Origin of the sequence: Pseudoalteromonas sp. c7(2019), assembly GCF_011378625.1 — a bacterium.
In the GTDB taxonomy this organism is placed as follows: Bacteria; Pseudomonadota; Gammaproteobacteria; order Enterobacterales; family Alteromonadaceae; genus Pseudoalteromonas; species Pseudoalteromonas arctica.
The window spans coordinates 344189-358207 of the sequence record NZ_WTKS01000002.1; the positions used below are offsets into that span (position 1 = coordinate 344189).

General features: G+C 38.3%; 13 protein-coding genes. 12 read left to right on the forward strand and 1 reads right to left on the reverse strand.

The annotated features are described in order from the left end of the window. From prmC to GQR38_RS03560, 12 genes are all read left to right on the forward strand, one after another. Nucleotides 1–840 (forward strand): peptide chain release factor N(5)-glutamine methyltransferase, encoded by an 840-nt coding sequence (gene prmC / locus GQR38_RS03505; RefSeq protein ID WP_010554719.1) that lies wholly within the window; start codon nucleotides 1–3, stop codon nucleotides 838–840. 54 nt (nucleotides 841–894) lie between these two features. After that, nucleotides 895–2439 (forward strand): response regulator, encoded by a 1545-nt coding sequence (locus GQR38_RS03510; RefSeq protein WP_007583964.1) that lies wholly within the window; start codon nucleotides 895–897, stop codon nucleotides 2437–2439. Nucleotides 2440–2468: 29 nt separating this feature from the next. After that, complete coding sequence (locus GQR38_RS03515) at nucleotides 2469–2843, forward strand: SirB2 family protein (protein WP_007583965.1); 375 nt, start codon at nucleotides 2469–2471, stop codon at nucleotides 2841–2843. 149 nt (nucleotides 2844–2992) lie between these two features. Further along, the gene (locus tag GQR38_RS03520; protein WP_007583966.1) at nucleotides 2993–3820 is read left to right on the forward strand and encodes a tetratricopeptide repeat protein; all 828 of its coding nucleotides are present in this window, start codon (nucleotides 2993–2995) and stop codon (nucleotides 3818–3820) included. Between the two features lie 14 nt (nucleotides 3821–3834). Continuing rightward, entirely contained in the window at nucleotides 3835–5088 is a 1254-nt protein-coding gene (locus GQR38_RS03525) for a DUF819 family protein (protein ID WP_007583967.1), read from the forward strand. A 9-nt stretch (nucleotides 5089–5097) separates the two neighbouring features. Then, on the forward strand, nucleotides 5098–5952 hold the full coding sequence (kdsA, locus tag GQR38_RS03530) for a 3-deoxy-8-phosphooctulonate synthase (protein ID WP_007583968.1): 855 nt from the start codon (nucleotides 5098–5100) through the stop codon (nucleotides 5950–5952). A 121-nt stretch (nucleotides 5953–6073) separates the two neighbouring features. Then, on the forward strand, nucleotides 6074–6976 hold the full coding sequence (locus tag GQR38_RS03535; RefSeq protein ID WP_002958561.1) for a transcriptional regulator GcvA: 903 nt from the start codon (nucleotides 6074–6076) through the stop codon (nucleotides 6974–6976). A 2-nt stretch (nucleotides 6977–6978) separates the two neighbouring features. Next, a complete protein-coding gene (locus GQR38_RS03540) occupies nucleotides 6979–7614 on the forward strand; it encodes an alpha/beta family hydrolase (protein WP_165721403.1) in 636 nt (211 codons plus the stop codon). 19 nt (nucleotides 7615–7633) lie between these two features. Next, nucleotides 7634–8002 (forward strand): DUF423 domain-containing protein, encoded by a 369-nt coding sequence (locus GQR38_RS03545; RefSeq protein WP_165721404.1) that lies wholly within the window; start codon nucleotides 7634–7636, stop codon nucleotides 8000–8002. 17 nt (nucleotides 8003–8019) lie between these two features. Next, complete coding sequence (gene rlmM / locus GQR38_RS03550; RefSeq protein WP_007583974.1) at nucleotides 8020–9105, forward strand: 23S rRNA (cytidine(2498)-2'-O)-methyltransferase RlmM; 1086 nt, start codon at nucleotides 8020–8022, stop codon at nucleotides 9103–9105. Nucleotides 9106–9121: 16 nt separating this feature from the next. Then, nucleotides 9122–12427: a hypothetical protein gene (locus GQR38_RS03555; protein WP_165721405.1), complete on the forward strand. Its 3306-nt coding sequence runs from the start codon at nucleotides 9122–9124 to the stop codon at nucleotides 12425–12427. 1 nt (nucleotide 12428) lies between these two features. After that, on the forward strand, nucleotides 12429–12950 hold the full coding sequence (locus tag GQR38_RS03560) for a hypothetical protein (protein WP_165721406.1): 522 nt from the start codon (nucleotides 12429–12431) through the stop codon (nucleotides 12948–12950). A gap of 74 nt (nucleotides 12951–13024) precedes the next feature. On the opposite strand, the gene cysZ is transcribed toward GQR38_RS03560, so the two are convergent. Next, a complete protein-coding gene (cysZ, locus tag GQR38_RS03565; protein WP_024591607.1) occupies nucleotides 13025–13753 on the reverse strand; it encodes a sulfate transporter CysZ in 729 nt (242 codons plus the stop codon). Nucleotides 13754–14019 lie beyond the last annotated feature (266 nt).

A 14019-nucleotide genomic window follows, 5' to 3' on the forward strand; every position in this document is an offset into this window, starting at 1 on the left:
GTGAGCCAAACTCTTGAACAAGCTATTGCTGCAGGCGCTAATTTATTAGCACCTAGCAGCGAAAGTGCTAAATTAGACGCACAAGTTTTACTTCTACATATTCTTCAAAAACCTCACAGTTACCTTTTTACTTGGCCAGAGCATGCGCTTAATGCCGAACAACAACAGCAATTTAATACATTTTGCCAAAGACGTTTAAACGGTGAACCTGTTGCACATATTACGGGGCAACGTGAATTTTGGAGCTTATCGCTTGAAGTTAACGCAACAACTTTAATACCTCGACCAGATACCGAAACGTTAGTAGAACAAGCGCTTGAAGTGGCTGTACCTGCTACAGCTAAAGTGCTTGATTTAGGCACGGGTACTGGTGCAATAGCGCTGGCATTGGGTAGTGAAATGCCTAATTGGCAAATTATTGCAGTAGATAGAGTAAGCGATGCAGTTGCACTGGCTACACGTAACCAGCAGCGATTGGCTATTAATAACGTTCACGTTAAGCAAAGCAACTGGTTTAGCGAGTTACATGGTGAGAAATTCAACCTAATTGTCACTAACCCACCTTATATTGAAAGCAGTGATATACATTTAAATCAGGGCGATGTGCGCTTTGAGCCTTTGTCGGCATTAGTGGCTGATGATTGTGGAATGTCTGATATTAAACAAATAATTACACAATCACGTGACTATTTGTTATCTAGTGGCTATCTTTTAATAGAACACGGTTTTGAGCAAGGTGAAGCTGTTCGTCATTTTTTCAAAAAAATGGCATTTGTGAATATTAAAACAGTGAAAGACTTTGGTGATAATGACCGTGTAACGTTTGCACAGTGGCCCTAAAGAATAATAATTGCCTGCTAGTGCGTTAAATAATGCCATGAAGGAATTTCGACTATGATGGGTGATTTTTTATTTTCAGATGAGCCAGAAGAAGCAATCAATGAGATTGAACTCGGTACCTGGAAAGTATTAATCGTTGATGATGAACCTGAAGTTCATGCTGTTACAAAACTAGCGTTGAGTGATTTTGAGTTTCAAAATAAACGCTTAGAATTTATTAGTGCGTACTCAGGTGCTGAAGCAAAAGAGCTTGTGAAAGAGCATCCAGATGCAGCCATTGTACTACTTGATGTAGTAATGGAGACCGATGATGCCGGTTTGCAAGTTGCTAAGTTTATTCGTGAAGAAGCTAAAAATAATCATATTCGAATTATTTTAAGAACGGGTCAACCTGGTCAAGCACCTGAACGACAAGTAATTATTAATTATGATATTAACGATTACAAATCTAAAACAGAGCTAACGGCTCAAAAGTTATTTACTGTTATTATGTCTAGCCTGCGTTCGTATCGGGATATTATTTCGATTGAGCAGTCACGCGAAGGGCTTGAGAAAATAATTATAGCGTCCCGTGATATTTTTTCAGCGCATTCAATAGAGCACTTTATTGAAGGCGTTATGCAGCAGTTAACTTCTTTACTCGGTATTGCTGATCAAGCTATGTATGCAACTACTTTAGTTGCGCAAAATCCTGAAGCACAAAATAATAAAAAATTAATTGTTTGCTCGGGTACCGGTGACTTTGAAAAAAGTGAAGGTAAAGAGCTCGATGAGGTATTACAAGCTGAACAGTTAAGTGCATGTCATCAGGCGCTTAATGAAAAAAGCATTATTTATAAAGATAACTACTTATTTGCGTATTGTAGCAGTGAGTACAATCATAATTCGATGCTATTTATATCAGGTATTCCAAAGGATTTAACGGATACTCAGCGCCATTTAATTAAGATTTTTTCTCAAAACGTGCAACTTGCGTTTGAAAATGTACAACTTCAGTCTGAAATAGAAGCAACGCAACAAGAGCTTGTTTACAGGTTAAGTGAAGCGGTAGAGCAACGCTCAACAGAAACGGGTAATCATGTTAAGCGTGTAGCACATATTTGTCATATATTGGCACAAGGGTATGGCTTATCTAAGCATGATGCTGATTTAGTAAGGTTGGCGTCGCCTCTTCATGATGTAGGCAAAGTGGGCATTCCTGATGCGGTATTAAATAAACCAGCAAAGTTAGACGCCCAAGAATGGGAAGTGATGAAAACCCATACTGATAAAGGCTATACTATTTTAAAAGACTCGCCGCATGAGATTGTTAGTGCAGGTGCAATTATTGCAAAAGAGCATCATGAAAAATGGGATGGCTCTGGTTACCCACAAGGTTTAAGCGGAAACGCAATTAATGTATTTGGTCGCATAGTTGCACTTGCTGATGTATACGATGCACTTCGCCATAAACGATGCTATAAAGAACCTTGGACACTGCAAAACGTAGTTGATGAAATTAACGCTCAAAAAGGCACACACTTTGAACCAAAATTGGTTGAAGTATTTAACGAGAAGCTTGATGAGTTAGAAGCGGTTCTTAACCGTTTTCCTGATTAAATTTTTATAAAACAGAAGTACAGGGGCATATGGATTATTTAGCAGTAAAGCATTCACACATGGCAATTGCGATGTTGAGTGTGATTTTATTTTATGTTCGCGCATTTTCGCGAATGGGCAGTGGTAAATTAGCAAAAAATAAAGCGGTAATGATTGGTAGTCATAGTATAGATACTTTGTTATTAGTGTCTGCACTTACGCTTATATTTATGGCTAAAATTAACCCGTTTGAACAATATTGGCTATTAGAAAAAATAGTTTTAGTGGTTATATATATTGGTATTGGGGCTAAAAGCGCCAGACAAACTAAAATGACGGCTAAAGTTGCTTACGTTTTAGTTAACACTGCTGTTATTTTAGCGATAGGTTATTTAGCGACGTCTAAATCAGCTTTTTTGCTTTAAGTAATACCTGACTATTTGAGCTTTATAGTTGTTTTATAAAGCTCAAATACGACTCTCTCTCAGAAAATATTCAAAAACATCTCTATATTGGTATATAGCTTTAAAGTTAGGTAAACTACGCCTTCGTTTTCTAAAATGTTGCAGTATTAATGACTACCCTCGGGTTTGACGAACACGATGAATCTTATCTTGATGATGCTTACGATGAATTTACACCTCCAGCGATTTACCGCTGTATTAAAGCAGAGTCAAAATGGGACCCTCAGATAGATTTAACACCATGTTATGAAACTTTAACTGACTTTGAACAGCAAATTTCAGCGCTGTGTTTAAAAGTGAGTGATGAGCACGATCGCTTCGAAAAATTATTAGATATGTTTTACAGCGATTGGCTATTTAGTGCCTCAGGCTTAAAAGTGCCAGAATACAAATTAAATACATTAAGCTATACGCTTTCTATGCGTAGTGGCTCACCAACAACGCTTGCAATTATACTTTGTCACTTTTTACAACAAGCTAACTTTGATGCAAATCTTAGTCTTACGCTGGGTGATGTTGGTGTTCATGTGGCGATAAGTGATGAAGAGGGCTACATAATTGAGCCAAGCAGCGGGCAACAAAGCTGGTATATCATCCCTGAAAACGCAGATGAAGATGATGGGCAAGAACAAGAACCTTTAGAGTTAATTTTTGATGACGAAGTATATAAGCTATTTTTAGCTCAGCAAAAATGGTCTTTCATTAGCGAAAACAAATTTGGTCATGCTTTGACCTGTGTAGAGATGCTAATGGAGCTAATAGGCGACGACCCGTATGAGAGACGCGACAGAGGTTACTTATTAAATCAGCTCGGTTGCCCTAAAATGGCACGTGATGATTTACAGTTTTTTGTCGATGAGTGTCCGGATGATCCTGCAATAGAGATAATTCAACACCAAATAGAAGAACTAGAAGATAATAATAAAACGCACCATTAAGAATAGGAATAATTATGGTTGAAACTCAAAGCGCATTAATTACAAATGATGCCGTTGTGCTTGGTTTGCTTGCTATTATTTTGGGGTTTATTTTTAAAACCTCAAACAGTGAGCGTCCAGCTTTAAAACGATTTTATAAATACGTACCTGCTTTACTACTGTGTTACTTTTTACCTTCACTATTAAATACCTTTGGTATTGTAGACGGTAATAAATCCAATGTTTATTATGTGGCTTCGCGCTACTTATTGCCTGCTTGTTTAATACTGCTTACCATTAGTATTGATTTAAAAGCTATTATTAATTTAGGCCCGAAAGCCCTCATTATGTTTTTAGTGGGTACACTCGGTATTGTTATTGGTGGGCCATTAGCTATTTTAGTCGTGAGTGCATTTGATCCAAGTATTGTTGGTGGTCATGGGCCCGATGCAGTATGGCGCGGTATGACAACCGTTGCGGGTAGCTGGATTGGCGGTGGTGCTAACCAAGCCTCAATGAAAGAGATGTTTGAAGTGGGTGGTGATATATTTTCTGTAATGATTACAGTAGATGTAATAGTCGCGAATATTTGGATGGCTGTTTTATTGTTAATGGCAGCAAACCATAAAAAGATTGATGCAGCTACGGGTGCTGATACAAGCGCAATTGAAGATTTAAAAAAACGTGTTGAAGCCTATCACGCTGAACATGCCCGTATTCCTACTCTTAACGATTACATGACGCTGCTTGCAATTGCATTTGGTATAACCGGTTTAGCGCATTTTTGTGCTGACTTTTTAGGTCCGTACTTTGGCACGACTTATGAGTGGGCAAAAGAATACAGCTTAAACAGTAAATTCTTTTGGCTAATTGTTATATCAACAACGATTGGCATAGGCTTATCGTTTACTAAAGTGAGACAAATAGAAGCGTTTGGCGCTTCAAAAGTAGCCTCTAGCTTTTTGTATATTTTAGTTGCATCGATTGGTTTGCATATGAATGTAACCGCTATTTTTAATAACCCAGGGTTATTTTTAGTTGGTGCCATTTGGATGTTAGTGCATGCAAGCATAATGTTAGTAGTAGCTAAACTAATTAAAGCACCGTTATTTTATATGGCTGTGGGCTCGCAGGCTAATGTGGGCGGTGCAGCGTCTGCACCTGTTGTAGCATCAGCATTTCACCCTTCGCTTGCGCCTGTTGGTGTCCTGTTAGCTGTACTGGGCTATGGTGTGGGTACTTATATGGCTTATATTTGTGGATTAATGATGCAAGCAGTTGCACCGTAAGGAATTTAAATGAAAGACCAAATTATTAAAATTAATGAAATTGAACTAGCAAACAACAAACCGTTTGTATTGTTTGGTGGTATTAACGTATTAGAATCTCGCGATTTAGCTATGCGTGTTGCAGAGCATTACGTAGAAGTTACGACGAAACTCAATATTCCTTATGTATTTAAAGCGTCATTTGATAAGGCTAACCGTTCTTCAATCAATTCGTACCGTGGTCCGGGTATGGAAGAAGGTTTAAAAATATTTGAAGAGATTAAAAAGACTTTCAACATACCGCTTATTACTGATGTACATGAACCGCATCAAGCAGCACCTGTTGCTGAAGTTGTTGATGTAATTCAGTTACCAGCCTTTTTAGCACGTCAAACAGATTTAGTTGTGGCGATGGCTAAAACAGGTGCAATTATTAACGTGAAAAAACCACAGTTTTTAGCGCCGCATGAAATGCGCCATATCATTACTAAATTTAATGAAGCGGGTAATAATAACATCGCACTTTGTGAGCGTGGTTCTAGCTTTGGTTATAACAACCTAGTGGTTGATATGCTGGGTATGGATGACATGAAAGCAATGGCGCCTGTTATTTTTGATGCAACACATGCACTTCAGCGCCCTGGTGGCCGAGCTGACTCTGCTGATGGTCGTCGAGCACAAGCAGCAGAGCTTGCACGCAGCGGTATGGCGCTAGGTATTGCAGGTTTATTTATTGAGGCGCATCCAAACCCTAACGAAGCTAAATGTGATGGCCCATGTGCGCTAGCGCTTAGTAAGTTAGAAGGGTACTTAACGCAAATGAAAGCGGTTGATGATTTAATTAAAAGCTTTGCCCCACTTGATACAAGTGCAAGCGATTTATAATTAAGCATGATGTTTATTAAAAAGCGACTCAGGTCGCTTTTTTTATGCCTTTAATATACACAAACTTATATGATGTATATAATCTCACGCATAAGAAAAACTAATTCTAAGCTTGGTTATTATGTCAAGACGGGTACCTCCATTAAACGCATTAAAAGCCTTTGAAGCGGCTGCGCGTCATTTAAGTTTTACTAAGGCTGCAGAAGAGCTCTATGTAACGCAGGCGGCAGTAAGTCATCAAATAAAAACACTTGAAGAGCATTTAGGTTTAAAGTTGTTTTTACGTAAAAACCGCTCATTATTATTAACTGAAGAAGGCCAAGGCTATTTTTTAGATATAAAAGAGATTTTTACTCAGCTTATTGATGCAACTGAAAAGCTATTAGCCCGTGGTGCTAAGGGCTCATTAACAGTTAGTCTAACACCAAGTTTTGCTATTCAGTGGTTAGTGCCTCGTTTGAGTTTGTTTAATGAGTTACACCCAGAGATAGACGTGCGAATAAAAGCACAAGATCAAGATGAAAACTCACTGACTGATGACGTAGATATTGCTATTTACTATGGAAGAGGTCATTGGAATGGCGTACAAGCGTACAAACTTCATACCGAGTATTTAGTACCACTTTGTAGTCCTATGTTATTAAGCGGATTAAAGCCGCTTGATCAACCTAGTGATTTAGCGCATCACACCTTATTGCATGACACCACACGTAAAAACTGGAAAACGTGGATGAAAACTGCAGGCGTGCGTAACATTCAGGTAAATCAAGGACCTATATTTAGTCACTCATCAATGGTGTTACAAGCTGCAGTACATGGGCAAGGTGTGGCAATTGGTAATAGTGTATTAGCTAAACCCGACATAGATGCAGGGCGTTTGGTTATTCCGTTTAATCACAGTCTAGAAAGTAAAAATGCATATTACTTAGTGCTTCGCGAATCGCAAACCGAGCTTGGTAAAATAGTTTCGTTTAAAGAGTGGATGCTGAGCTTAGTAGAGCATGAGCAAGAACATGAGTATTAATAATGATTGAATGGTTTAAAAGCACCGCACAACCTGCAATTGCACAGTTTATATTTGCGCATGGTGCAGGTGCCGGTAGCGATTCTGACTTTATGCAACATATGGCAAAATTAATAAGCGAGCAAGGTGTTGATGTTGGTTTATTTGATTTTGAATATATGCAAATTGCTAAACAAACTAATAAACGTAGGCCTCCTGAGCGAGCGCCAAAGCTACTTATTTATTATGAGCAAGTGCTTGGTCAGGCGCAGCCAGATTTACCGTTATTTATAGGCGGTAAATCGATGGGCGGACGCATGGCATCAATGCTTGCGTGCAGCACAGAGCAAAGACTTTCAGGTGTTATTGCATTTGGTTATCCATTTCATCCGCCGGGTAAACCAGAAAAGTTACGCACCGATCATTTTGCTGATATTGTTTGTCCTTTTTTAGTATTACAGGGCGAGCGAGATACATTTGGTACACGTGAAGAACTGCTTACTATGGAAATGCCAAAACAGCCTTTACTCACATGGCTGGCTGATGGCGATCATTCATTAAAACCACGTAAAAAAAGTGGCGTAACTGAACTGCAAAATAGAGAAACAGCAGCGTTAAGTGCCGTTGAATTTATTAAGCAACAAGTAGAGATGTGTTAAGACTCGATTAGGGGATTAGATGATTAAATTATTTTTAATGGCCGGCAGTATTTTTTGTATGCTCTCGGTTATGTTAGGTGCATTTGCTGCCCATGGTTTAAAAAGCCGCTTATCGGAGTATTCATTAGGGGTTTTTAAAACAGCTGCTGAGTATCAAATGGTGCATGGCCTTGCACTTATTACGGTGGCTATTTTAATTAAATGGGGCATAAACCTGAGTTGGGCTGGTGGCTTTTTTATAACGGGCACACTACTTTTTAGTGGCAGTTTATATTTACTCGCTCTAACAGATATGAAGTGGCTAGGGCCGATAACACCGCTTGGTGGATTGTGCTTTATTATTGGTTGGATTGTTATTTTAGTGCAAGTCGCACGATTTAAGTTTTAAAGAGTTTAAGGGTTAATATGTCTAGTGTTGTGATTTATTGTCGTAGTGGTTTTGAAAGCGATGCCGCTGCTGAAATAACGTTTCATGCTGCAGAGCAGGGTTTTGCAGGGTATGTAAAAGCAAAGCCAAATACAGGTTATGTTGTTTACGAATGTTTTGAAGCGCATCACAGCGACGAAATAATCAAAAAAGTCGATTTTAAAAATATGGTGTTCGCACGCCAATGGTTTGCCGGTACATTACTTGAAAACATGCCAGTAGAGGACCGTGTAAGTGCAGTAGTTGAAGCTGCTAAAGATTTTACATTGTGCTCAGAGCTGCGCGTAGAAACGCCAGATACAAATGAAGGCAAAGAGCTTTTAACGTTCTGTAAAAAAATATCAACGCCGCTTAAAAAAGCCCTCGAAAAACAAAATACAGTACTGCGTGAGCCAAAAGCAAACCGCCCAGTAATGCATGTCATGTTTTTAACAAACAATACGGCTTATGTTGGTTACTCGTATAGCTTTAATAATTCTCCATTTTTCATGGGTATTTTACGCCTTCGTATGCCAAGCGATGCACCGAGTCGTTCAACGTTAAAACTCGACGAAGCGTTTAATGTATTTATTCCTGAGCAACAACGTGAATCACGCGTGGCAGCAGGTATGCGCAGTGTTGATTTAGGTGCATGCCCGGGTGGTTGGACTTATCAGCTTGTACGCCGAGGTATGTTTGTAAGTGCGATTGATAACGGCCCAATGAATGACGATTTAATGCAAACTGGGCAAGTTAAACATTTTAGAGCAGATGGTTTTAAATATCGCCCAGAAAAAAGAAATATTACTTGGTTAGTGTGCGATATGGTGGAAAAACCAACCAAAGTGACTACGCTAATGATTGACTGGGCAGTAAATGCATACGCAAAAGAGTTTATATTTAACTTAAAACTACCTATGAAAAAACGCTTTGATAGTGTTTATGAATGTCTTTCGATGATAAGAAAAGAGCTTGAGAAACATAGCATTAATTACGAGTTACAAGCTAAACATCTCTATCATGATCGTGAGGAAATAACCGTTCATTTAAACGTTACTAAGGTGCCACAAAATTTGTATAGTTAATATGTAGAGGCTAAAAGTGGTAAAAAACAATATTAATAAATGGCTAAGTTTACTTTTTTTATCACTTTTAATCACAGGTTGTGGCGGCGGAGAAGGTAGTGATTCAACTACGCCCTCTGGTAACGCTGCGCCCAGTGTTACGCTCTCTGTTAGTAGTAACGTTATTGTCTCTAACCAATCGTTTACTATTACTGCGCTTGCAAGTGATAGTGACGGGCAAATAGCCAATTATCAATGGCAACAACTTAGTGGTCCTGAATTTACATTTATTGTTAATGGCAATACGCTTACAGCTACTGCACCGAGTGTAACCACTGACACGACCTTTAGTTTTTCAGTTACTGTTACTGATAATTCAGGTGCTACTGCACAACAAGTATTTTCAGGCACTATCACTTCTCAAAATAATGCACCTACAGTTAATATTACAGGCCCAAGTAGTGCACTTGCTAACACACAAGTAAGCTTAGTTGCTAACGCTCAAGATACAGATGGAACCATAAGCACTATTAGTTGGATTCAGTCTGCGGGAGATAATGTTGATTTTAGCCAATCAGATGGTGTACTTAGTTTTACTGCCCCTAATGTATCTGAAAATACAACGCTAGGCTTTAGCGTAACCGTAACAGATAATGCCGGTAAAAGCGCTCAAGCGAGTAAAACGGTTTTAATTAATCAAGTAAATAGCGCACCAACAGTCATTGTTACAGGCCCAGATGAAGCTGAAAAAGATGACAGTGTAACCCTAGTTGCAGATGCACAGGACAGCGATGGCAGTATTAATAGCATAACCTGGCAGCAAACAAGTGGCCCTGTAGTTGAACTTACCCAAACAGAAACAAGTATTAGCTTTAATGCGCCTACTGTTGCGCAAAATACCAATGTAACGTTTGTAGTAACTGTTACCGATGACGATAACGCTACAAATAACGCCCAGAAAATAGTTTTAATATTAGCCCCAAATAACCCACCGACTGCCGATGATGTAAATATAAATGTGCAATATAACCAAGCCACAGAATTTAGCTTAGTGGTTAGCGACGCAGATAACGATAGCGTACAGATTGACTTTGGTGATGATTTAAATGGAGCGCAAATCAGTGTTATTGATGACCAAGCCTTACGTTTTAGTTACACACCTCCTGCAAACAGTATCACTCCACAAAGCTATACGTTAACGGCGACTGATACAAAAGACACAACTGAATTTGTATTGAATGTTACCGTTGTTGATTCAACGCCCGCTACAATTAGTAATGTAACGCCCCAAAATAGTAATGAACCAGTATTTGTAGATAGCCCTGTTAGCATTACATTTTCAGATATTATGCTCGTGAGTACTTTAGCCGTTAACTCTAGTAGTGGTACTTGTACTGGAAGCGTACAAGTATCAGCAGATAATTTTACTACTTGCTTGGCCTTAACTATTGAAAGTTTGTCGGGTACTACCAGCGACACAAGTACTTATTTTCATACTGTAAATTTAAGCGCAAGCTTTGATGAAGACACTCAATATATTGTTCGTGTTACAGCTGATTTAGCTAATTTTGATAGCACAACTATTTTGGCGCAAACTGCCACCTCGTTTACAACTTCTAGCCAAGATATAAAAATAACAGAGCTTTCATCTGTGCAATTTAGTAATGACTTACCTTGGATTGAACTTTATAACGGCACCGGTGCGACAGTAAATTTACAAGACTACTCTCTTAAAGCTCGCAGTATTAATATGTCTGATAGTACGTTGAGTGGTGAGCAAATATTTACGCTGCCTAATAAAGAGCTTTTAAATGGCGCCTATATTATTTTACAAAGCCGCTTTGGCGATGACTTTTTAGCAAGTGCGTCATTAAATAACACTAAGCTTGTGCTTGTTGGTAGCGCGAATGATCAAATTAGGCCTTATTGGTACATAAATGGTTTTGCAGAATTACTTAATAGTGCGGGTACACAAACTATCGACTTTGTTAAGTTTGGAAATTCAACCCAAGAGCCTGTGACAGCCTCGCAGTGGCAAGGCGAAAATGCTGCACAAATACTGCCAGAGCAGGGCGCCAGCTTAAAGCGTACGCTCGGCGCAACCGATACCAACCAAAATACAGACTGGAACTACTCAGTATTCAGTACTCCGGCAGGGCCTAACGATATAACTTGCTCAATAGATGATGATGAAGACGGTATTCCAGATTGCGCAGAGGTAGAGGGGGCAACATTTGGTGGGCTGCCTTTGTATGAATGGGGGGCGCGTACTTCACAAAAAGATATATTTATTGAAATAGATTATATGGATAGTAGTGATGTTGGAATAACGCCTCATCGAACTGCACTTGAAAAAATTGTTAGTGTATTTGCAAGTAAAGGCTATACCGTTCATTTTGATGTAGGTGACTTATTTGATCAAAGTAGCGATATTGCGCCGCAAAACTTTGATTTAGGTGGCGGAAATGTTGTCCCTTTTAATAGTTATACTCCGTTTGAGTACGATTTAAGTAGCCCTAATTTGTTTGCTTATAAAATGGAATATACCGATATAACCCGCAGACCCATCTTTCATTACCTATTAATGGCAAGTAGTGGAAATGAAGATGGCAGTATTAGTGGGTCGGGTATTGCTGAGATCAGCGGTAATGATTTAATGGTAACTATGGGGGGCTGGGGCTTAACGCTCGATACGCAAATAGCAACCAATGTAACTTATAATTATCAAGCATCAACTATCTTTCATGAGCTAGGCCATAACTTAGGCTTATACCATGGTGGCGATGAAGAGGTTAACTTTAAGCCTAATCATTTAAGCTCTATGAATTATTTATATCAATTAGCGGGTTTATCAACAATAGGTAATAACGAAGGCGATCGTTATTATGAGCGTTTTTATCCCGCCAATGCTAGCTGCGATATTACACCAAATACTAATAGTCATTTAGGCTCTACAGATGATTTTATTATTGATTATTCAAGTGGTAGTTCAGCAGATTTAAATGAGAGCACAATACTTGAAGCACAGGGGCTAAATCGAAATGGCTCACTACCTGTTGATTTTAACTGTAATGCAATTAACACCGAAAGCTTAACCAGCTTTGATACTAACCAAGATAATACAATATCAATACTTAGTGATGTAAATGAGTGGAGCATGCTTAATTTGCAGTTTTATATGCAAAGTGCAGGTAATCGATTTGGCGTGCCAAATACTAATAATAGTAAGGTGTATAATTTACAAAGCTCACCTACTAATATTGAAACGCTGCCCAGTTATATAAAAGAAGCGCAGCCAAGTAGTGCAATTATTGCTGAGTTAAAAGCAATTAAAGAGCATTAATATGAAACTAGGGTTAAGTATTAAGTTTATTGTTTGTAGTAGTTTTTTAAGCTTACTAATAGCGTGTAGCGATACTAACAATGCACGTGAATGGTTACTAAAAAATGACAATTTATATTACAAAAATACAGCTATTGACTGGCGAGTTGAATCAGTAAAGGGCTGTAAGACATGCGTTATAAGCCAAGATGTTGTTTATCAACCTGAAGGCATTAGTAGTTATAATACGTTAATGCAGAGTCAAAATTGGGTGGCGGTACATGAGTTAAGTAAAATCAATGTTATCCGTTTAAAGATGCCAGACCAAACACCTTACTTATTCGTAGAGCGTATAAAAGGGCGAACACTAAAGCTGTTTGATCAGCAGCAAAACTACAGTATAAAAATTGGTGAAGTTACAGCCGTTAATTTTAACAATCAGCGCTTTAGTATTTTGATTAAAAAATTTGAAGAAGTAGATAAACAAAGTGTCGCATTACCAAGGCGTGCATCGCTTGAGTTTATTGCTTTAAAAATAGATTAAAAAAGCACCTTAGGTGCTTTTTTAATCTCGGGTACGGGTGACCTTTGAATATTGAAAAGTCAGCTACCTCTTAATTAACTACGGTATTTTGGTCGATAATTATCGACCCACAAACGTGTTGCACCACACACAGCTACAGGCATAACTATTAAGTTTACAAAGGGTATAGCCGTTAATAACATAACAGCAAAACCAAATCCGTATGATAAACCTTGCTTAGATTTTAAATCGTCTTTCATCTGCTTAAAGCCAATTTTATGGTTATCAAACGCATAGTCTTCATACTGCACCGCGTACATCCAACAGGTAAACAAAACCCATAGTATTTGGCCAATGACAGGTAAAACCCAAAGTAGTATGAAAAAACCAATAGCGCGAGGAAGGTAATAGCACAACTTCGTCCACTCACGGGCAAGCATTCTAGGTACATCTTTAACTAATTCGGAAAAACCATCATCGTTAATTTTTTGACCCGTTAAATAAAGCTCAACTTTTTCGCTTAATAAAGCATTGAATGGGGCTGCAATAAAATTAGTGATTATAGTAAATAGCATACTGTAGCTAAATAATACGACTAATACAGCAATTGGCCACATTAGCCATTCAAGCCAGCTTAACCATTCTGGTAGCATGTTACTGATGTAGCTAAAGCTATCACTTAGCCATCCAAATAAGAAAAACAACGAACTACCAAATAGCAGAACATTAATTAAAAGCGGGATAAGTACAAAGCGCTTTAACCCTTTTTGGCTAATTAATTTAAATCCCGAAAAAAAATATTCCATACCTTGTGTGATCTGCACTGTAACCTCAAAAAATATTCACCATTAGTGACAGTATAAATAGCTGAGTAATTTTGAACAGTAATTTTAAGTAACAAAGTGTTAGCTTTAATGTTGCGGTTTTGGTTATATAGTAACTACAGGTGTTTAGTAATATGCAATTATGATTAATCAATGTAGACCCGGTTAGTTTTTTATTAATAAAAGAATGAACTTACTAATCATGACTATACTGAACTTTACTACGTAGAAAAAAAGCATCTGTTTGAGGCTTTTTGTTGTATCAA

Bases quoted from the DNA above. Each gene is read 5' to 3' on its own strand.
- GQR38_RS03510 (WP_007583964.1), top strand. From the start codon at position 895: ATGATGGGTGATTTTTTATTTTCAGATGAGCCAGAAGAAGCAATCAAT.
- GQR38_RS03515 (WP_007583965.1), top strand. From the start codon at position 2,469: ATGGATTATTTAGCAGTAAAGCATTCACACATGGCAATTGCGATGTTG.
- GQR38_RS03520 (WP_007583966.1), top strand. From the start codon at position 2,993: ATGACTACCCTCGGGTTTGACGAACACGATGAATCTTATCTTGATGAT.
- GQR38_RS03525 (WP_007583967.1), top strand. From the start codon at position 3,835: ATGGTTGAAACTCAAAGCGCATTAATTACAAATGATGCCGTTGTGCTT.
- kdsA (WP_007583968.1), top strand. From the start codon at position 5,098: ATGAAAGACCAAATTATTAAAATTAATGAAATTGAACTAGCAAACAAC.
- GQR38_RS03535 (WP_002958561.1), top strand. From the start codon at position 6,074: ATGTCAAGACGGGTACCTCCATTAAACGCATTAAAAGCCTTTGAAGCG.
- GQR38_RS03540 (WP_165721403.1), top strand. From the start codon at position 6,979: ATGATTGAATGGTTTAAAAGCACCGCACAACCTGCAATTGCACAGTTT.
- GQR38_RS03545 (WP_165721404.1), top strand. From the start codon at position 7,634: ATGATTAAATTATTTTTAATGGCCGGCAGTATTTTTTGTATGCTCTCG.
- rlmM (WP_007583974.1), top strand. From the start codon at position 8,020: ATGTCTAGTGTTGTGATTTATTGTCGTAGTGGTTTTGAAAGCGATGCC.
- GQR38_RS03560 (WP_165721406.1), top strand. From the start codon at position 12,429: ATGAAACTAGGGTTAAGTATTAAGTTTATTGTTTGTAGTAGTTTTTTA.